This window comes from Acetobacter sp. (genome assembly GCF_052102375.1).
Classification (GTDB): domain Bacteria; phylum Pseudomonadota; class Alphaproteobacteria; order Acetobacterales; family Acetobacteraceae; genus Acetobacter.
Genome location: NZ_JBQDXI010000025.1, coordinates 12,525 through 30,209, shown reverse-complemented (window position 1 = coordinate 30,209; position 17,685 = coordinate 12,525). Strand labels below are relative to the sequence as shown.

At 52.7% G+C, this 17,685-nt stretch carries 22 protein-coding genes; 19 read left to right on the top strand and 3 right to left on the bottom strand.

Annotation, left to right across the window (positions count from 1 at the left end):
• Nucleotides 1-314 precede the first annotated feature (314 nt).
• Entirely contained in the window at nucleotides 315-896 is a 582-nt protein-coding gene (locus tag ACTIDN_RS10610; RefSeq protein ID WP_441377027.1) for a helix-turn-helix domain-containing protein, read from the bottom strand.
• A 134-nt stretch (nucleotides 897-1,030) separates the two neighbouring features.
• Nucleotides 1,031-1,417 (bottom strand): hypothetical protein, encoded by a 387-nt coding sequence (locus tag ACTIDN_RS10605; protein WP_441377026.1) that lies wholly within the window; start codon nucleotides 1,415-1,417, stop codon nucleotides 1,031-1,033.
• 29 nt (nucleotides 1,418-1,446) lie between these two features.
• Here ACTIDN_RS10605 and ACTIDN_RS10600 point away from each other — a divergent pair, with 29 nt between their 5' ends.
• Nucleotides 1,447-2,184, top strand: a complete 738-nt coding sequence (locus ACTIDN_RS10600) for a hypothetical protein (RefSeq protein ID WP_441377025.1) — start codon at nucleotides 1,447-1,449, stop codon at nucleotides 2,182-2,184.
• A gap of 222 nt (nucleotides 2,185-2,406) precedes the next feature.
• On the opposite strand, the gene ACTIDN_RS10595 is transcribed toward ACTIDN_RS10600, so the two are convergent.
• Complete coding sequence (locus tag ACTIDN_RS10595) at nucleotides 2,407-3,294, bottom strand: hypothetical protein (protein ID WP_441377024.1); 888 nt, start codon at nucleotides 3,292-3,294, stop codon at nucleotides 2,407-2,409.
• A gap of 74 nt (nucleotides 3,295-3,368) precedes the next feature.
• Here ACTIDN_RS10595 and ACTIDN_RS10590 point away from each other — a divergent pair, with 74 nt between their 5' ends.
• The 18 genes from ACTIDN_RS10590 (at nucleotide 3,369) to ACTIDN_RS10505 (ending at nucleotide 17,665) form a co-directional block, all read left to right on the top strand.
• Complete coding sequence (locus tag ACTIDN_RS10590) at nucleotides 3,369-3,860, top strand: phage regulatory CII family protein (protein WP_441377023.1); 492 nt, start codon at nucleotides 3,369-3,371, stop codon at nucleotides 3,858-3,860.
• Nucleotides 3,860-4,108, top strand: coding sequence for a hypothetical protein (locus tag ACTIDN_RS10585; protein WP_441377022.1), 249 nt, complete (start codon nucleotides 3,860-3,862; stop codon nucleotides 4,106-4,108). The genes ACTIDN_RS10590 and ACTIDN_RS10585 overlap by 1 nt, the downstream gene beginning before the upstream one ends.
• The gene (locus ACTIDN_RS10580) at nucleotides 4,101-5,240 is read left to right on the top strand and encodes a hypothetical protein (RefSeq protein WP_441377021.1); all 1,140 of its coding nucleotides are present in this window, start codon (nucleotides 4,101-4,103) and stop codon (nucleotides 5,238-5,240) included. The genes ACTIDN_RS10585 and ACTIDN_RS10580 overlap by 8 nt, the downstream gene beginning before the upstream one ends.
• Nucleotides 5,237-5,461, top strand: coding sequence for a hypothetical protein (locus tag ACTIDN_RS10575; protein ID WP_441377020.1), 225 nt, complete (start codon nucleotides 5,237-5,239; stop codon nucleotides 5,459-5,461). The genes ACTIDN_RS10580 and ACTIDN_RS10575 overlap by 4 nt, the downstream gene beginning before the upstream one ends.
• Nucleotides 5,454-5,942 (top strand): hypothetical protein, encoded by a 489-nt coding sequence (locus ACTIDN_RS10570; RefSeq protein WP_441377019.1) that lies wholly within the window; start codon nucleotides 5,454-5,456, stop codon nucleotides 5,940-5,942. The genes ACTIDN_RS10575 and ACTIDN_RS10570 overlap by 8 nt, the downstream gene beginning before the upstream one ends.
• A 141-nt stretch (nucleotides 5,943-6,083) precedes the next feature.
• A complete protein-coding gene (locus tag ACTIDN_RS10565) occupies nucleotides 6,084-6,755 on the top strand; it encodes a hypothetical protein (RefSeq protein WP_441377018.1) in 672 nt (223 codons plus the stop codon).
• Nucleotides 6,756-6,767: 12 nt separating this feature from the next.
• A complete protein-coding gene (locus ACTIDN_RS10560) occupies nucleotides 6,768-7,841 on the top strand; it encodes a helix-turn-helix domain-containing protein (RefSeq protein WP_441377017.1) in 1,074 nt (357 codons plus the stop codon).
• A 286-nt stretch (nucleotides 7,842-8,127) separates the two neighbouring features.
• Nucleotides 8,128-8,547 carry a hypothetical protein gene (locus ACTIDN_RS10555; protein ID WP_441377016.1) on the top strand — a complete coding sequence of 140 codons (420 nt, stop codon included), beginning with the start codon at nucleotides 8,128-8,130 and terminating at the stop codon, nucleotides 8,545-8,547.
• A gap of 149 nt (nucleotides 8,548-8,696) precedes the next feature.
• On the top strand, nucleotides 8,697-9,569 hold the full coding sequence (locus tag ACTIDN_RS10550; protein WP_441377015.1) for a tyrosine-type recombinase/integrase: 873 nt from the start codon (nucleotides 8,697-8,699) through the stop codon (nucleotides 9,567-9,569).
• 224 nt (nucleotides 9,570-9,793) lie between these two features.
• A complete protein-coding gene (locus ACTIDN_RS10545; RefSeq protein WP_441377014.1) occupies nucleotides 9,794-10,402 on the top strand; it encodes a DUF3164 family protein in 609 nt (202 codons plus the stop codon).
• A 3-nt stretch (nucleotides 10,403-10,405) separates the two neighbouring features.
• Complete coding sequence (locus ACTIDN_RS10540; RefSeq protein ID WP_441377013.1) at nucleotides 10,406-10,687, top strand: helix-turn-helix domain-containing protein; 282 nt, start codon at nucleotides 10,406-10,408, stop codon at nucleotides 10,685-10,687.
• Nucleotides 10,688-10,697: 10 nt separating this feature from the next.
• A complete protein-coding gene (locus ACTIDN_RS10535; RefSeq protein WP_441377012.1) occupies nucleotides 10,698-11,456 on the top strand; it encodes a hypothetical protein in 759 nt (252 codons plus the stop codon).
• Between the two features lie 119 nt (nucleotides 11,457-11,575).
• Nucleotides 11,576-12,154 carry a helix-turn-helix domain-containing protein gene (locus ACTIDN_RS10530; RefSeq protein WP_441377011.1) on the top strand — a complete coding sequence of 193 codons (579 nt, stop codon included), beginning with the start codon at nucleotides 11,576-11,578 and terminating at the stop codon, nucleotides 12,152-12,154.
• Nucleotides 12,123-14,141, top strand: a complete 2,019-nt coding sequence (locus tag ACTIDN_RS10525) for a phage terminase large subunit family protein (RefSeq protein ID WP_441377010.1) — start codon at nucleotides 12,123-12,125, stop codon at nucleotides 14,139-14,141. The genes ACTIDN_RS10530 and ACTIDN_RS10525 overlap by 32 nt, the downstream gene beginning before the upstream one ends.
• Nucleotides 14,141-14,413 carry a gpW family head-tail joining protein gene (gene gpW, locus ACTIDN_RS10520; protein WP_126621061.1) on the top strand — a complete coding sequence of 91 codons (273 nt, stop codon included), beginning with the start codon at nucleotides 14,141-14,143 and terminating at the stop codon, nucleotides 14,411-14,413. The genes ACTIDN_RS10525 and gpW overlap by 1 nt, the downstream gene beginning before the upstream one ends.
• The gene (locus tag ACTIDN_RS10515) at nucleotides 14,410-16,065 is read left to right on the top strand and encodes a phage portal protein (protein WP_232015101.1); all 1,656 of its coding nucleotides are present in this window, start codon (nucleotides 14,410-14,412) and stop codon (nucleotides 16,063-16,065) included. The genes gpW and ACTIDN_RS10515 overlap by 4 nt, the downstream gene beginning before the upstream one ends.
• Entirely contained in the window at nucleotides 16,062-16,925 is an 864-nt protein-coding gene (locus tag ACTIDN_RS10510) for a S49 family peptidase (protein ID WP_441377009.1), read from the top strand. The genes ACTIDN_RS10515 and ACTIDN_RS10510 overlap by 4 nt, the downstream gene beginning before the upstream one ends.
• A gap of 44 nt (nucleotides 16,926-16,969) precedes the next feature.
• The gene (locus ACTIDN_RS10505) at nucleotides 16,970-17,665 is read left to right on the top strand and encodes a hypothetical protein (RefSeq protein ID WP_441377008.1); all 696 of its coding nucleotides are present in this window, start codon (nucleotides 16,970-16,972) and stop codon (nucleotides 17,663-17,665) included.
• Nucleotides 17,666-17,685 lie beyond the last annotated feature (20 nt).

Sequence of the window (17,685 nt, the reverse complement as noted above, 5' to 3'; positions counted from 1 at the left end):
TGTCATCGTCTACACCTCCAATATTAAGGTGTTGCGACGACCGGTTGAATCCGCCAAGCATCTGTGACCACGACAGAGGACTGCCTGTGAAAATTCTTTTCCAGTTCAGCTTGGAGATTATCTGGCCGTACCCCGCACAGTCTATTGAGCAGGCGAAACAAAAATGACGGCTCGTAAGGTTTGCTTCTAGGCGGCGGATTTGGCCGGGGTGGGCGAGGCGCTTTTGCCACTGCTTTTCTCCATCACGAGTTGTGATGGAAGGAACCTTAGTTGCGGTAATTATTCAGGGCAAGAGAAATCTTACCGCAGCTAAGTTATTTTTTTAAGCCAATAACCATTTTTAGGATGAAGTCCTGCTCTTCTGGCGGCAGTTCTCTCATCGCTGATAAGACATCTCTCTCCACTTCAGTTTGGGCCTTTACCTCTTCTTCTGGTTCATTACCGGTTAATAGCCAGCCAATTGATTTACCCAACGCCTGCGCAAGCGCTCCAATGCGCTCCCTCCTTGGTGAGGAACGCCCTGTTTCATATTGAGTAATGGCGTTCTCTGAGACGCCTATCATGCTTGCAAGCTTAGCTTGCGTAAAGCCCAAATGTTCTCTTTGTGTTCTTATTCGGTGGCCCATAGCTATTGCTTTGGCTGTCGGGGGGCTTTTTTTTGCAGGTTTTGTGCTCATGCCTTGATTGTAGCTAAACGGCTGCATGCGCTTGACCTTATTTGTATTGCTTAAAAACATTAGTGGCGGTAAGGTTTCAGAATGAAAGACGCTATTCTTACTGAGATCATGATGCGACGAGGGGCTAATAGGGCTATTTCTGAGGCCTGTGGTCTCAGTACGGCTGCCGTTTCCCAGTGGAAACGTGTGCCCAAAAAGCATCTGGATGCCGTAGAGCAAGTTACGGGCGTTCCTGCGTCAGAACTGCGGCCTGACCTGTACCGGCGCTCTAAGCAAGGAGTTGCGGCATGATGTCTCATGAAAGCAATCATGCCGCCTTCAGTTCGGGCTGTCAGGTGAATGGTGTTCAGGCGTTAGGCTTCTGTGGCGCTGTGTTGCTTGAACCAGCCAAGAACGTCTGTAACCACTTCACCCGTATCTGGCACGAACAGTTCCTTCACACTCTCCAGTTTGAATGTGCGCGCCATTTGGCGTTCGTGGCAAAAGGCGCTGATGGTGAGTATCCGAATGGTGCCATCAGTAAGTTCTTCGCCTTTCAAGCCGTTCACGGTGATAAGCCGCTTACTTTCTCCCTTTGCGCCGCCGTAGGTCATCATGAAATCCTGCCGGATATCTGTGACAGTAACGGGTGGAAGAGAGGGTTTACCTATTTCAATTTTCACAGCGAGTTCACTCTGTCTGGTTGGGGAACCGACATGGTGAAACTGGCGGGAGGTTACGTCAATCGTGCCTCCCGCCATGCTAGAACTGCAAAAAAAGGAATAGCGGCATGATTTCTTCTTCTGAAAACAATGCCGCAGGGCAGGCTGACTATATCGAAGTTGTGCCCTCTCGCCGTGAGGCAATGGGTTTTGCAGTGAGCATGTTTAAGGGGGTAGATGCCTCAGCCATAGATGTGATGAAAACGGCTGAGGCTATTCACCAGTTTTTGGTGGCAGGCTCTAGTGGTGAAACAAACGCCCCCCAGAAAAGCATAGATATTTGGGCTGGTATTTCTACTCTTGAGCAGGAACTGCGCAAAGTAGATATTAGTCGCCCTCATGAAAATGACAAAGAATGGGTTAGGGAATCCCTTCAAGGCCAAACCGGCCCTGAAGGATACTCTTACAAACCGGCTACATCGTCTTCTTTAAAAGATCGATCAGCCAAATGCGTGTTTCCTTCGACCATGGTGGAAGGTGCAGGTGCCACCCGCAGTGCCGCTACAGATAAAACAGAAAGTTTTTTTGTTGGTGCTGAGGAAGTACTTCTTGATTGGACGCCAGAAAAAAAGAGTACTTTGCGTATAACTTTACCATGTGGAAGCAAATACTTAAATGGTTTCTGGATCAATTTAGCAGGTGCTACCGGCATATTCGCGCATTTTTCTTTTCTGGCTTCTGTCAAAGGCCAAATGATTTTTGAAGCAGACCAATGGCATCTGGAAAATGGTCCACTGCATTTTCAACCAAATCCGCTGTTAAAGCTTCGAGGCCCTTTCCTGAAAGGGAAGACAGATGGGATTTGAGCGTCTTTTTTTCACTGTTGCTAATTGCTGCCCATGCCCCGTTGGGCGTATTTTCAGACAGATATTGAAGCATTCTCTGTTGAAGGGCTTCATCGAGCATTTTCGGTTCTCCATGGTTGGTGTGACAATTGCCATGGTGAAACTGGCGGGAGGCTGCGTCAATCGTGCCTCCCGCACGGTTGGTGAGCTATGAGTGGTAGGTCATGCCAACCCAATGTTGGGCTACTCAGTTGCCGAAATAGTAACGCCTACGCTGTTGGGGTCGCTATTCCCGTAGTTATAAGGCCCCTTGGTTGCGCGCGATATGAGATAGGCTTGCAGGTCTTCAATAAGTTCCCCTGTTTCAGGGTTGGATGCCGCTCCGAGCCGGGCGGTTTTGAGGCGCTGAGCCTCAGTTTTTCCATCCAGAGTGCCCTCTATATAACTGAGGGTCTGATGGGGGCCGTTGGGCGACTGATAAACGCCGATACTGGTAATAGTGATCGGCTTCTCGCTGAATTTGGGCCTGCGGAATTGGTAGCGAACTACCATTTTGGTTGGTGCGACATCATAGATCAGATTAGAGCGCCGGTAGGGCTCTATCTCAGCCAGTGCTGGGGCCAGAAAAGCCCCCAAGTCAGTAATGGGTTGGTGTGTGACAGGGTCAGTGCATTCCAGAATTCTGGGGACATTGAAGGTGCGCTCTCGCCTCCGCAGCTTACAGAACGCTTCCATTGCGATGGGGATGATAGCCCCGGTGCGGGAATAGCCCATACTGACCTGGTGAATAACAATTTCACGCTGCGTTATGTCCCCCTTGCTATCACTATATTTAATGGCAAGGGGGGTCTTGAGGCCGCCGTAAGTTATCCCAGCAAGGGCGGGTTCTTCTTCACCGTATGTGTAGAGGCCCAAGGGCACATTACTTGTGGTCTTGCTTGTTGCAGCCTTTTTGCTGGTGCTGTTGGCTGGTTTTGCTTTTCCCATATACTGGCCAATGGCCCCCAGTATGGTGAGAGCAATGCCGCCATAAATGGCTACTTTCATCCGGTTGTCTTCAGCAATGGGCAGATAGCCGGTGCCAAAATACAGCAGGATAATCATACCTACTGTGCCCAAAATAAAATTCATAAAATGCCCCTGTTTAAATGTGTATTCGGTTACGAATACACACAAGGCGGCATGAGCGAAATGGTACACTGAGCATGACAGTTCCGTTTTCCGCCCGGTTTGTCGGGGCCATTAAAAACGCCACGCTAAAAGCCGTGAACGCAATACATGACTTTGAGGCTGCCGCAGGCTTTACGCGTGTCAGCAAAACGCAGCTGCACGGTTACACAAACAAAGCGCAGCCGGTTGTTATCCCACTTGATGTGGCGATGGACCTTGACCAGGCGGCTGGTCATGCCCCCATTCTTACGGCTTATGCCGGGGCTTTGGGCTATGTTGTTGTGCCGCTGCATGTTGGCCCCGGAGACTTTGGGGAGGATATGAGTGCGTTTGCCATTGCATCCGGTGACGTGCTGGCAACAGCCATGCGCATTTTGGATGATGGCCGCATAGACCTGCATGAGGCCCATGAAATTGCGCCAAAACTCATGCAGGGGAAGCAAATACTAGAGCGGGCTCTAGCGTACATTCACAACGTGCAGACTGAAAACCAGCCCCGCATTGTGAGTGACAGGGAGGCTGGTTGATGCAGGACCGCTCAGACCTAATTGACGGGCGCGGGGTTTTTGCCCTGCTGAATGCGGCTATACGGGCCGCTGGCGGCAACAATGCTTTTGCGGATGCCAACGGTGTGCATAAAACCACCGTTTCCAACTGGGCTCATACGCACCGATACATTACGGACAAGATGTTGGATGTGCTGGGGTTGGAGCGTGTTGTGCTATACCGCCCCAAGCGGAAAAAGGCGCAAGCCGGGGCAGGGCATAATGGCTAGGCCCTACCAGACCCCAACCCTGACTGACTTTGACCGGGACAGCGTGCCGGAGCCAAAGGCTGTGCGCTCTGTTACGCCAGAAATGCGCGGCGTTTTTGAAAGCCTTATGGAAGGCCTACGGGATATGCGGTCCTGCGTTTTCCGCTGCGGGCAGCATGTGTTGAGTGATGCGGAGATAGCCCAACAGGCCTTTTTGCAAGAGCCAGCGCTTGGCCAGATCCTGCCATGCCTTATTGAGCGCTGCTTTTTTGCGCGTGATGATGACGGGGCGCTGTATAGCACCCAGCTTTACGAGCGCGTGTTGCGCAGGGAAGAGCGGGTTGCACAGAAGCTACAAGGCGAGCAGGCCCGCACCCAGTGGGTTGAAGAGGCCGAGGGCCGTGGGGAAAGCACGGCTGGCCTGACCGCCAAGCAGATTGCCAGCATGATTAACGGCAAGAAGGGCGGCCGCCCGCGAAAAAAACCGCAGGCATCAGTAGGCCAACGCAATATGCCATTTTATGGTGTTGTGAGCGGTAGCGAAAACCCAAGCACAAAAAATAAAGTGTCTCGGGTTATTGCGGATAACCCGACAGGTTCCGTGGGTTCTGTAGAAGAAGAAAGAAATAATACCATACTTAATAATAACCTTTCTTCTTCTCCTTCTGAGTCTAGAGAACCTGAAAACCCAAAACCTGATGAAGCCGAGGTCAGGCTAATTGCTCAGAAAGCCAGAGAGGCTGCTGGGCTAGGGAGTGGCCAGCGAACATTTTCAGAAACCTATGTGCGCAATTTTCTGCGGGACGGCATAGACGCTGAGACAATTCTGCACGTTGCTGCGCAAAAGCGCGGTGAGGCACAGAAGTTTGTTTATCTGGATATTCCAGTGCGGGATGCCTTCCGGGCCAAGCAAGAGGGTGCCGCGCAGGCGCGGGCTGTTGAGTACGCACCCAACTGGCAGAAGAAAGCCAAAAGTGCCTACGCCCAAGCCTGCTCCCTTTATGGGAAAGATATGGCCGAGAAGGGTGATTTTGGCCGGGTACAGCGGGAATGGCCGGATACAGCAGCAAAACATGGCCTGCCGCCTATGGAACGGACGCTGGCTGCTTATGAGGCCTATTTTAAACCACCCCAACAGCCGGAGGCGGCATGAAGAGGTTTGAGACGACCGTTGCGGAATGTCTGGTTGCTTTCATGAGGGCCGGACGCTTGCTAGGGACAATGCTAAGCGAGCGCATTAAAACCCAGCGGCTTATGCGTGCCAACGCTGAGCTTGAAGAAAGCCTGACCAAAAAATTACGGGAAAACATGCAGGGCCAGCCGCGTGACGTACGCGGGCGCTATGCCAGAAAAGGTGCCATGCGCCGTGCTTGAAAAACCAATTTGCCCGACACCAGAGCGCCTGGCGCGTGGTGATGTTGTTGAGACATGGCTGGAAACGGCAGGGGATGCGCCCCAGAAGGCTTACCGCTCTTCTGGGGCGCTTTATACGTTGCGGAAGTCTGGCGCTATTGAGGATTGCCATGTGGCCGCTGCGGAGATGTGGGCGCGGGATTATGAGACAGGCATTTTAGGCGCACGTGACCCGGATGCCGGGAAGTCCGGCGCGAAGTCTGACATTGAATATGCCATGCTTTCCCGCGCTGCTGCTGTGTCGCGGTGTCAGGCGGTGGAGCGTAGCCTGGGCAAGGTGAGTATGCGGTTTATGGTGCTGATGATGATTGACGGCCTGTCTGTGCGGCAGATGGTGCAGCAAATGCATAAAGACCGGCAAAAGCTTTCTGGTGCCATTGAACTGCTGCTTGAGCAGTTGGTTGAGCTGTACGACGATATGCCTGGGCGGATGATGCGGTAATGGGCCGCGCAACGCGGAGTGACGCCATTCGGTCACTAGTGCGGCTTGGCTCAACCGTGGGCTTAGACTAACGAACGATTAATCATAGTAAGCTTGACCTTGTCGATTTTTTAAACCAACTTGTTGGTAAGAAATTTCGACATGGAGTTAATGGTTGTGAGTGTGCAGAAAAAGGAAGCAATAGCTTCATCTAATTGGGCAGAATCCACCATTCGCAGCGAGCCTGAGGACGTTGATAATTTTCTAGAATCTATTGACGCCAGCCGGAACCAGTTTTTTCTGGTGGGGCAAAGAGCGCTGCATGCCAAAACAAATGCAACCCCTTTCCATGCAAAAAATGCACCGGGTACTTACGTTTACCATGAGGCGATCCCACAACTTCGCTTCCTTTTTGTAGGTGAAAAATGGACTCCAAAGACCTTAAATGGTGTTGAATATATTGAGAACAGAGATAAAAAAATCAGGATTGCCTATTCTTCTGTAGATGTTAGCTGTCTAAGAGAAGTAACTCCCAAGCCCTGCTCTGCTAAAGGTGCAGGAGTCGAGCGCGCTCTAAACGATAGCCTCTTTTCAAATCTTCCTAACTACACAAAAATGGAAGACATAAGTAAAAAGAGCGATTATATTATTTATTATATGATGATGGATGAAAAAGGGAATATAGAGTTATCTAGACCTGTTGTTTCCAACAGAACCTTCTCAGATTATAAAGAACGTAACTTCTTGGGAAGTTGTGAAGAAGGCGTTGAGGAAAATTATAATCTTGATGGGGATACTGTTAGCGACTTTGATCCGCAGGTCACCAGAAAGTAAAAGACTACTACAATGTTTAATCCTAAGAGAATGACGTTAGCACGGCAGAGGAGACGCTTGACTGCTAGAAATCTGGCTGAGCAAGCCAATCTAGCTGCTGATACTATTTCACGGCTTGAAAAAGGTCTTCATGAGCCTGACGAGAATACTGTTGCGAGCATTGCTCATGTCTTAGGCTACCCTATCGGCTTCTTTTATATGGATGACCCCGAAGACTTAGATAGTAATGCTGTAAGTTTCCGCAGTTTTTCAAAAATGAGCGTAAGGGAGCGTCAGGCGGCTGAGAGCGCGGGACAACTCGCTTTAGGTCTGAGTAGCTGGATTGAAGATCGATTTTCCTTGCCCACGGTTGATGTCCCAGATCTGAGCCATGAACAGGATCCGGCCATGGCTGCATATTTGGTCCGGCAGGCGTGGGGGATCGGTGAGAGTGCTATTGGAAATCTGATCGGTTTACTAGAAACTCATGGGGTCAGGGTTTTTTCGCTGTCTGAGGATACCTCTGCTGTAAATGCTTTTTCGTTTTGGAGAGATAATCGGCCTTTCATTTTCCTGAACAATTTCAAAACAGCAGAAAGTAGCTTGTTTGATACGGCTCATGAGCTTGGGCATTTAGTCATGCATAAGCAGGAAAACCTACGCGATAGAAGGGACGCAGAAAAAGAGGCTAATACATTTGCTTCGGCATTTTTGATGCCTGAAAATGATGTTAAGTCCCGCATCGGTTACCCGATTACAGTGGGCGTTATACTGAAAGCGAAGCTGCGCTGGCGCGTTTCAGCTTTGGCGCTGGCCTATCGCCTTCACTCTCTTGGGAAATTGTCACCATGGCAGTATAAATCAATCAGTATTGAGCTTGGCCGTCGCGGTTACCGAACTGGCGAACCCATAGGGACTGAAAGAGAAGTTTCTTCTGTTTGGAAAAAAATTCTACAGAACCTTTGGAGTGACAAAATAGGCAGGGCGGAAATTGCTCAGGAACTTAATTGGCCTCTGGAAGAACTTGAAGCCCTGACACAGCATCTTTCAGAGACTAGACCCGTCCCTACAAAAACGGAACATAGGCCTTTGTTATTGGTCAAATAGCCTACTGTATATACGATTACCTCCAACTTAAAGTGAACACCAACATCTCCTAAGTCGCGTGCCTAGCTGGGCCCGCGGCATTTTTGACGCCTTAGAGGCATAAGGTGAGGTGGGAAAATTAGGCGCGTTCCCGCTCTAATTTTTCCCATGCGCGATAAGCTGCGCGGGCACTAATTATCTTCATACGCAGCGCAAGAAAAAACTTGCTGGCGGCCATTTTAATCAGTAAGTTGTCAAAATCTTCGAAGTCGTGCGCCGTAAGGCCCACGGCTTTTTTTTGTCTTAGGTGGTTGGCGTGGTCAAAGGGCAGGATTTCTGCCGTGGGACCATTGCTTTTTGCGGTAAAAAACCAGTTCTTGTGCTGCGCTTATGTGAAACAGGCGTTGCAGTGGTTGTGCGCCTTGTTGGCGAGAAGCCTCCTTTTCATCGGTCAGATATTCTTCTTGATACGGGCGCAATGCTTTTGCGTAACCGGGTTGCGCGTACCAGCGCCGTTTCTACTGTTCAGCAAATAACTTTGCGGGGAGTAGGTGGCGGCTTGTTGCGCGTGCCTGAGAAAACCGTGTTGCGAGTAGAGGCCGCTGAGAAAATGGAAGCTGAGCGCCAGCGGGATGAATTGTTGCCGCGAGTAGCAATACGGTCTTCATGGCGCGGCCCAAAGCTGGGCAGTTGTGGGCGTAAAATTGGCGGCGCGCCGTCTGATTAAAGCCGCAACAATAACCTGTAGTTATCTTGCGCGCCCTTTCGGGGCATATGCAAGATAACCCGCAGGAACACCCCAAAACCCGCAAGATAATTGCTGTTATCTTGCGGTTTTTAGGGGGTGAAAAACAGCCAATAAATTAGGCTTATCAAATGGTTAGCGGAGATACTGACGGAATGGCCGCTAAGGCCCCGTCAAAAAGCGGCATTTCTCCGGCTGATAAAATGCTGGTCAAGACATGGCTGCACAGCAAGTCAGCCAACACGCGGCGGGCGTATGAACGCCACGCTTTTGCGATGCTGAATTTTGTAGGAAGGCCGCTCACTGAGGTGACGCTGGCAGACCTGCAATCATGGTCGGACAGTCTGAATGGCGCCAGCTCATCGCGCCGCTTGGCGTTGGCGACGGTTAAATCTCTGATTGGCTACGGCACAGAGATGGAAATTTTACCGCGCAATGTGGGGCAGGCCATCAGACTAGACCGAGAGCGCGACAGCCTGCACGAGCGAATACTTTCGCAACAGCAGGTTGTCGCGCTCATTGAAAATGAGCCAGATGCCCGCCGAAAGGCATTGCTGCGCGTACTGTACGTGATGGGCCTACGCATTTCCGAGTTGTGCGGACTGAAGTGGCGGGACATCACGCGCCGCAAGCAGGGCGGCGTGGCGTCAGTTTTTGGCAAAGGGGCGAAGACACGCCACGTTGAAGTGCCTGCCAAACTTTTTAAAGAGCTCGTGGCACTGCGAGATGACACTGGCCCAGATGCGCCGGTTGTGCCGGGCCACGATGGCGGCCCGCTCTCACGTGATGCTGCGCACCGCGTGGTGAAGCGGGCCGGAAAGCGTGTCGGGCTGCCAGAGGCATTTTCAGCACACTGGCTGCGACACGCCCATGTTTCACATGCGCTCGACCGTGGTGCGCCAGTTCACGTGGTGCAGAAATCTGCGGGGCATTCTTCGCTCGCAACAACAACACGATACAGCCACGTTCAGGACGGGGACGGTGCAGGGAAATACCTGGACTGACACCGGGAGTTGCCGTGGCCTGCAACTTTGGTGAGTAAAATGGTTCAGAAAAACCGATACCAGATCAGTTCGAAAAATCCTCAAGCGGCATTCTGGGCACAGACGCGCGACTATTACCGCAAATTCCGCACACAAGCGCGCCTCGCAGGATTGAAGGTTTGGGCGCGTGAGCGTGAAGAATACTGCACACGCATGTTAGCAGGCGCACACTCTGAGGTGACGGCATGAGTATTCCAGAAGGGTACATGCAGGACGCTGCCGGGCGGTTGGTGCTGATTGAGCATGTAAAGCCTGAGCATCTGCTGGAAGATGAGCTGGTTAGATCTCTCGCCAAAGAGGCAGAAGAGCTTAATGCTGCACTACTCAAGTTTCGCGCAAAATGCTTTACAGAAGCACGGGCATTTCTTGATGTGCTTCACGAGAAGTATGGCGTCAAGCGCGGGGGCGATAAAGGCAATTTCCAGCTGAAGGCATATGATGGCAGCTTACGCCTGCTCGTTTCCATCAATGACTGTGTGGCATTCGGGCCAGAGCTTCAGGTTGCCAAAGAGTTGGTGGATAGTTGCCTCAAGTGCTGGAGCAACGGGGCCAATAAAAACCTCAGCGTAATTGTCAATGATGCCTTTGACGTTGGCAAAGAAGGCAAGCTCCGCAAAGACAAGATTTTTGGCCTTCTGCGCCACAATATTGAGGATGAAGAATGGCAGCGCGCCATGCAGGCCATCAGCGACAGCATTCGTGTTGATGCTTCGCGGGAATATGTGCGCTTCCATAAGCGTAGCACTATCGAAGGTAAGTGGGAGCTGGTGCCGTTGGACATGGCTAAGGCATGAGCGATGGGAAAAGTTGTCCCGATCACGCCTGATGAAGAGATTACCATTTTATCCATGCGGGCTCATGGAGTGTCTTTCCAAACGATTGCCAGAAAGCTTGGGCGGTCCATGGAGACTATCAGGCAGGTTGTCTTACGCAACTTCCGGAAGACTGCGGAGCCGCAGGACGAAACCACAGAGGATTGCGAAAGTGACTTGATGGGGGTGCGTGAGTGTCTGCCGGTAGGCCACCCTGTTGTGATGCGGGGGTTGTGGAAGGGGATGGAGCAATGGCGTCCCAAGTAGGGTGAGTTGAATGGCGTTAGGTTCTGTCAAAATTTCCATTGATATGAAGAAGGTTCAGAAGCAGCTTTCTGATCTTTCAGAGCATGGCATCAAGGATGCTATGGCTTTTACCTTGAATACATTGGGGAAGCAGTCGGTTGCAGCGCTTCGTTCTGAGATGGAAGATGTCTTCGACAGACCAACTTCCTTTACTTTGAACGGGTTTTATTCAAAGCCAGCAAGAGCGAATAACTTAACTGCTTCAGTTGAAGCTCGGGACTATGCCCCCAAGGGCACACCAGCAGGTAAGTATCTCAAGCCTCAAATTTTTGGAGGTGGCAGACCACTTAAACGCTTTGAGCAATTATTGGCGCCTTGGTCTGGTGGGCAATATGTCGTGCCTGGGCCAGGAGCACAGTTAGATTCATATGGTAATATAAGTAGGGGGCAGATTGTTCAGATACTTAGTAGACTTAGGTCAATGTCTGACACGTCCCAGAATGTCGCCAGCAAGACTTTAAACCGCTTAAAGAAGCAAAAAAAGAATGCCCGTGGTAGCCTCACAGAATACTTCATCGCACATGATAAAGGTAATGGGCGTCCCAAAGGTGTTTTTAAATTAGTTGGACGGAGTCATGTGGTTCCAGTCTTATGGTTTGTGCAGAGTAAACCTACTTACGGGGTTCGACTTAAGTTTGATGAAGTAGTCCAGCAGGTTGTAGACCGAGAGGCAGCGGGTATCATGCAATCAGCGATCAGGGGTGCAATCAGGCGGGGGTTTAAGGCTTAGTACCCCCCCCCATGCTTGGGTCCTTCCCGGCTATGAATGCGTCAAGGGAAGTTCGAGGCCCGATTAATCCCTAGCTAAAGGATTTTTTTTAGGGTGCAGTTGCAGGTGGCAGTTTAGGCATGAGCAGCGACACAATCACTCAGAGTGAAGCTGCCCGCCGCGCAGGGGTTAGCCGTACAACAATTCAAAAACATCTGGCGTCTGGCAGAATTATTGCTGACGGTAGCCGTGTGAATTTGGTGTCGTTCAATGAATGGCTGGAAACCCGCGACGCTGTGCAGCAGGGGGTGCAACCTGATGTGCAACCCCCGCTGCACCCAAAGGTGCAACCCGCACCCACGGTTGCACCAGAACCAGCGCAGGACGCCAACTGCGCGAGCACTCAGAATAACCAGCCGCAGCTCATGCCATTTAACGTGGCCCGTACACTTGAGCAGAACGCCAAAGCCCGCCTTAAGCAATTAGAGTTTGATGAGCGCTCAAAAGAGGTGGTGGAAGTTGCTTTGGTAGCAGCCGCCATTGGCAAGGAATACGCCGCTGTACGCCGCAAGCTGCTTGCCCTGCCAGCAGAACATGCCCCTTCAATTCACCGCTGCAAAACAGTTGCAGACGTGCAGGAGAGACTAAGGGTGCTCATTACACGCGCCCTGGAAGAACTAACCGCAGATGGAGGCTCTACGCTACCCAAAGGGGTATGAGAATTTCATAGCGGCCATGGCCGCACAACGGCTGGCCAACCTCAAACCACCCCCCAGATTAAGCCTGAGCGAGTGGGCAGCAGAATACGCAGTTCTCTCGGCAGAGACGAGCGCGCAAACTGGTAAATTTGAGGCATTCGCGTACCAGATCGGGATTATGGACGCCTTCACAGACCCAACTGTGGAGAAAATTTCGGTCATGAAGTCAGCCCGCGTGGGCTACACCAAAATTCTTGACCACGCGATTGGCTACTACCTTCACCAAGACCCATCACCAATTCTAATGGTGCAGCCACGTGAAGGCGATGCGGAAAGCTACAGCAAGTCTGAAATCGCGCCCATGCTGCGCGATACCCCGGTGCTTGCTGAACTAACTGGAGACCCAAAGGCCAAGAGCAGCGAGAACACACTGCTCAAAAAGACCCTGCTCAACGGTTCGTCTCTCACACTTGTAGGGGCAAATAGCCCCGGCGGCTTCAGGCGTATCACGGTACGCATTGTGCTGTTTGATGAGGTGGATGGCTACCCAGTAGGCGGTGCGGGTTCAGAAGGTGACCAAATTGCTCTTGGCTCCAAACGGGCTGAGACGTTCTGGAACCGTCTTGTTGCCTTGGGGTCAACACCTACAGTTGCGGGCATTAGCCGTATTGAACGCTCTTTCGATCAGGGCGATGGCCGCTATTACCATGTACCGTGCCCACACTGCCATGAATTGCAGCCGTTAGAATGGGGCGGCCCAGACACACCATACGGTATTAAATGGGATAAGGACGAAAACGGCACCCACCTGCCAGAAACAGCCCACTATGTGTGCAAGCACTGTGGCTGCGTGATTGATGAGTCCGAGAAACCGGACATGGTGGAAAAAGGCAAATGGGTAGCATCTCGCCCCTTCAAAGGGCATGCCTCGTTCCATATCTGGGCTGGCTATTCTCTGTTTCCCAATGCGGCATGGTCAAAACTGGTGGCAGAGTGGTTGCAGGTCAAAGACAAACCACTAGAGCGCCAGACCTTCATTAACACGGCTCTTGGCCTACCCTACGAAGACCGAGGTGATGGTGCGTTGAATGAGCGCACCCTTGTAGCCCGTGTGGAAACATGGCCTGGTGAAGTACCATTTGGCGTGGCCATCGTCACTGTCGGGGGTGACGTTCAAGATGACCGTGTAGAACTGGAATTTGTCGGGTGGGGCCGCAATGAAGAACGCTGGTCTATCGCGCACATCGTCATTGAGGGTGATCCAGACGGGCCAGAACTCTGGGCGCAGGTTGATGAAGCTCTAAAGCGCACATGGTTTAGGGCAGATGGTAGGCCCTTTAGCGTTATGGCTGCTTGTATAGATTCCGGCGGCCATCATACGCAAAAGGTCTATGAGTTCTGCCGTGCCCGCTTAGGGCGCAAGATATGGGCAGTAAAGGGGGAGTCTGCCCGTGGTGGTGCGCGCTCTCCCGTGTGGCCAACCAAGCGGCCTACATCACGCAATAAGGCCAGTTTCCGGCCCATTATCATTGGGGTTAATGCGGCTAAAGACGTTATCCGCAGCCGCCTGCACCTACCAGTGCCAGAGCCAGATGAACCCTCACCAGGGTACATGCACTTTCCCGCAGATCGGGACATTAACTACTTCGCCCAACTACTGGCAGAACGCTCTGTAAGAAAGAGCAAAAGTGGCCAAATCTACCGTGTGTGGGAACAAATACCGGGCAGGGCAAACGAAGCATTAGACCTAGCAGTCTACAGCTACGCGGCCCTATGCGGCCTTATTTACCGGGGCCTGTCTTTAAACAAACGCGCAGACCAGATGGAGCAGGAAAAGGCCAGTGGCCAAATACCCTATGCACCAAAAGCTACTACTCCTCAGGTTGAGGCTACCCCAGAGCCAATACCAGAGCCTCAAACACAACGCCGGCAACGCCGCATAGCGGCTCCCCAAACACCAGAGGCCCCCAAGGCTTCTGGCTCCCGCCGGTCTCGCTGGAACTACTAATGGCTAAATCTATATTCCCCGTACCAAGGGGCACCTACGCGGGCATGACAGAGGCACAGGTTACCCAAGCCCGCAATGCGGCGCAGCAGGCCCTGTTGTCCCTGCTCAACGGCACACGCCCTATGTCGGCTGGTTACAACCAGGGTGATGGTGGGCGCAACGTCACATTTGCCGGTGCCTCTGAGGCCCAACTTCGTAACAACTTGCGTGAGCTGAATGCCCTACTGGGTGTCAGCACATCACGCCGCGCTATCAGGATACGCTACCGTTGAAAAAACCCGGTCTCCTACGCCGCGCATGGAAAAGCCTAAGCGGCGCAGAGGCCGGGCAGGGTGCGCGTGCCTCACTCCCCATGACCTTGCCCGGTAATTGGTTGGGCGGTATGGGCGGCATGTTTGCCTATGATGGCGCAGACATGCTGAGCAATGAGAGTTCAGAATGGAACCCCATTCTGCGCTCACCAGATGCCGAGATTAACCTTGATCGTGACCGTATGGTTGCGCGTGCGCGTGACCTCTACCGTAACGATGGCTGGGCACGCGGCAGTATCAACCGCATCACAGATAACGTCATTGGCTCCCAGTTCCGGCTGGTCGCCAAGCCAGACTACCGTGCTCTGGCTTGGCGGTACGGCAAAGGGTTTGACCCAGTCTGGCTGCGTGAGTTCCGGCAGGCGGTAGAAGCAGAATACCGCATGTGGTCAGAAAACCCGTTGCTGTTCTGCGATGCCGCACAGAAGCTGACAGTAACACAGCTTTTCCGTCTGGCGTTCATGCACCAGATGAAAGACGGTGAGGCATTGGGCGTTATGCGCTGGATGCCCGAGCGCAAAGAACAAGGGGCAGATTACGCCACAGCGCTGCAACTCATTCACCCAGACCGTCTCTCAAACCCCTACCAGCAAATGGACACGCACAGCCTACGTGGCGGGGTAGAGATAGACGATAACGGGGCGCACATTGCCTACCATATCCGGCAGGCGCACCAGTTCGACTATTTCGATGCCGCAGAGAGCATGATCTGGGATCGTATCCCGCGCTTTACCCCGTGGGGCCGCTCCATAGTCGTACATTCGTTTGATTACGACGATGCCGGGCAACATCGTGGGCTTAGCGTGTTTACACCAATTCTCAACAGGTTTCGTATGTTGGGGCGGTACGACCAGGCAGAGTTGCAACAGGCCTTGGTGCAAACCATTTTCGCCACCTTCGTGCAAAGCCCTTACGACCCTGAAGACGTGCGGGCAGGCATGGAAGATGGAGAACTGACCGAATACCAAAACCTGCGTGAGGGCTGGCATAGAGATAACCCCCTGACTATCGGTGGGGTAAGGGTACCCGTCATGCCACCGGGCGAGGAAGTAAAAACTGTTTCCTCTACCCGGCCCAACAGTGGTTTTGATGCATTCCAGAGCACTTTCCACCGCAACTTTGCCGCAGCCATCGGTACATCAGCCGAGCAGCTCAGCATGGATTACAGCAAGACAAATTACAGCTCGTCTCGCTCTTCCATGCTCGAAATTTGGAAGACTATGAACCGGCGGCGGACTGATTTTGCAGTGAGTTTTGCCAACCCGGTTTACTGCTCAATTCTGGAAGAAATGTTCGACCAGAACCGCCTGCCACTGCCCAACAATGCCCCAGATTTTCTGGAAGCCCGCGCAGCGTACAGCCGGTGCCATTGGATAGGGCCGGGCCGTGGTTGGGTTGACCCCGTATCTGAGCGGCAAGGGGCTGTGCTGGGGTTAGATGCAGGCTTTGGAACGCTTGAGCGCGAATGTGCCGAGCAGGGCCTTGATTATGAAGAAGTGCTCGATCAGCGCCATACCGAACGCATGATGATGAAAGAGCGCGGGCTGCCATACCCGCAATGGGCAATGGGCGCACCCGTTAACCAGACAACACAAACGCCGGATCCTGAATGAGCCGTCTCCCGCACCTTGCGCAACGCATGTTCAATACCCCCATTGCCATACACCCTCAAAAAGCCGAGATCGTTGTGGCAGCTTTGGCAGACCGGCTCGGCATTGCCCATATGTTCCGAGATGGCCACTCTATCGCCATGGGGCCGGGCATGATTGCCCTAGATGAAGCTGACCGTGCGGCCGACAAAGCCTACGACGTAGTAGGAGGCATTGCGGTCATTCCCATTCGGGGCACGCTCGTGCAAAAGCTAAATAGTCTACGGCCCTTTTCAGGCATGACCGGCTATGACGGCATACGCCTTAATTTTCTTGATGCCCTGAATGATAAGTCCGTTGAGGCCATCGTTCTGGACATTGATAGCCCAGGCGGTGAGGTGGCTGGCTGTTTTGACCTTGTAGACCTAATCTATCAGGCCAGAGGGCAAAAACCCATTCATGCCATTCTAGACGAAAACGCCTTTAGTGCAGCCTACGCCCTTGCCTCTGCGGCAGACCGCATAACGGTACCACGCACTGGGGGCACCGGCTCTATTGGCGTTATCCTCATGCATGTTGACCTCTCACAATCGCTTAGTAAAGCGGGGGTTGTCGTCACCATGGTGCGGTATGGCGCTTACAAAGCAGAAGGCTCTGAATATGAGAGCCTTTCTGAGGGCGCACTGGCCCGTATCCAAGCCGATATAGACCAGATGGGCGCACTCTTCTGCCAAACCGTGGCCCGCAACCGGGGCCTTAAAACCTCAGCCGTAAAAGGGTTTGAGGCCCGTACCTACATGGGGGCTGCTGGGGTTTCTGCTGGCTTGGCAGACCAAGTGTGTGCACCAGATGCCGCATTCGCAAATCTTCTCAGCTCTCTCTGACCTTACCTTGCCTTTGTGCTGGGCTGTTCAAGGAAATTTATAAAATGGCGAAATCCCGCCTCAAAAACGCTCTGTCTTTTTCCCATCTCATTGGTGGCGCTTCCGCAGGCCGCTCTGCCCGCCGCGCAGAAGATGAGGACCAGGAAAACAACACCCCACCCGGTGCTGATGATGGTGACGAAGACAACGAGGATACCAGCACACCATCTGGCCGCCGCCGCGCCCGTGGGGATGATGATGACACAAACCCCGGTGATGACGATAACGGCGATACTCCATCAGGCCGCCGTGCGCGGGGTCAAGATGATGACGATGATGAGGGAGATGACGACACAAACACGCCATCAGGCCGCCGCCGTGCCCGTAGCGATGATAGCAGCACAGACGAAGAGAGCGATGATGAAGACGACGAAGACGATAACGCAGACCCCAAAGCCAAAGCTGCCCGCAAGCGCGAGCGTGCCCGTTGTGCTGCCATCTTTGCAACCAAAGCAGCAGCCACCCGGCCTGACCTTGCGGCCCACCTTGCCTTTAATACGTCTCTTCCCCGCTCAGAAGCTAAGGCTCTTCTAAGGGCATCAGCTCAAGGCTCAACTCAGCGTGGTGGGGTTTTGGCAGATGCTATGGCCCAGTTTGGGCAGCAGCGTGTCAGCGCAGGTGCACCCGGTGTTTCCCGCCAAGCCAGCATCAATGCTAGTTGGGACGAAGCGCACCGCAAAGCTGGCATCATTCGCAAGTAATTTTTTAATATTTTAGAAAT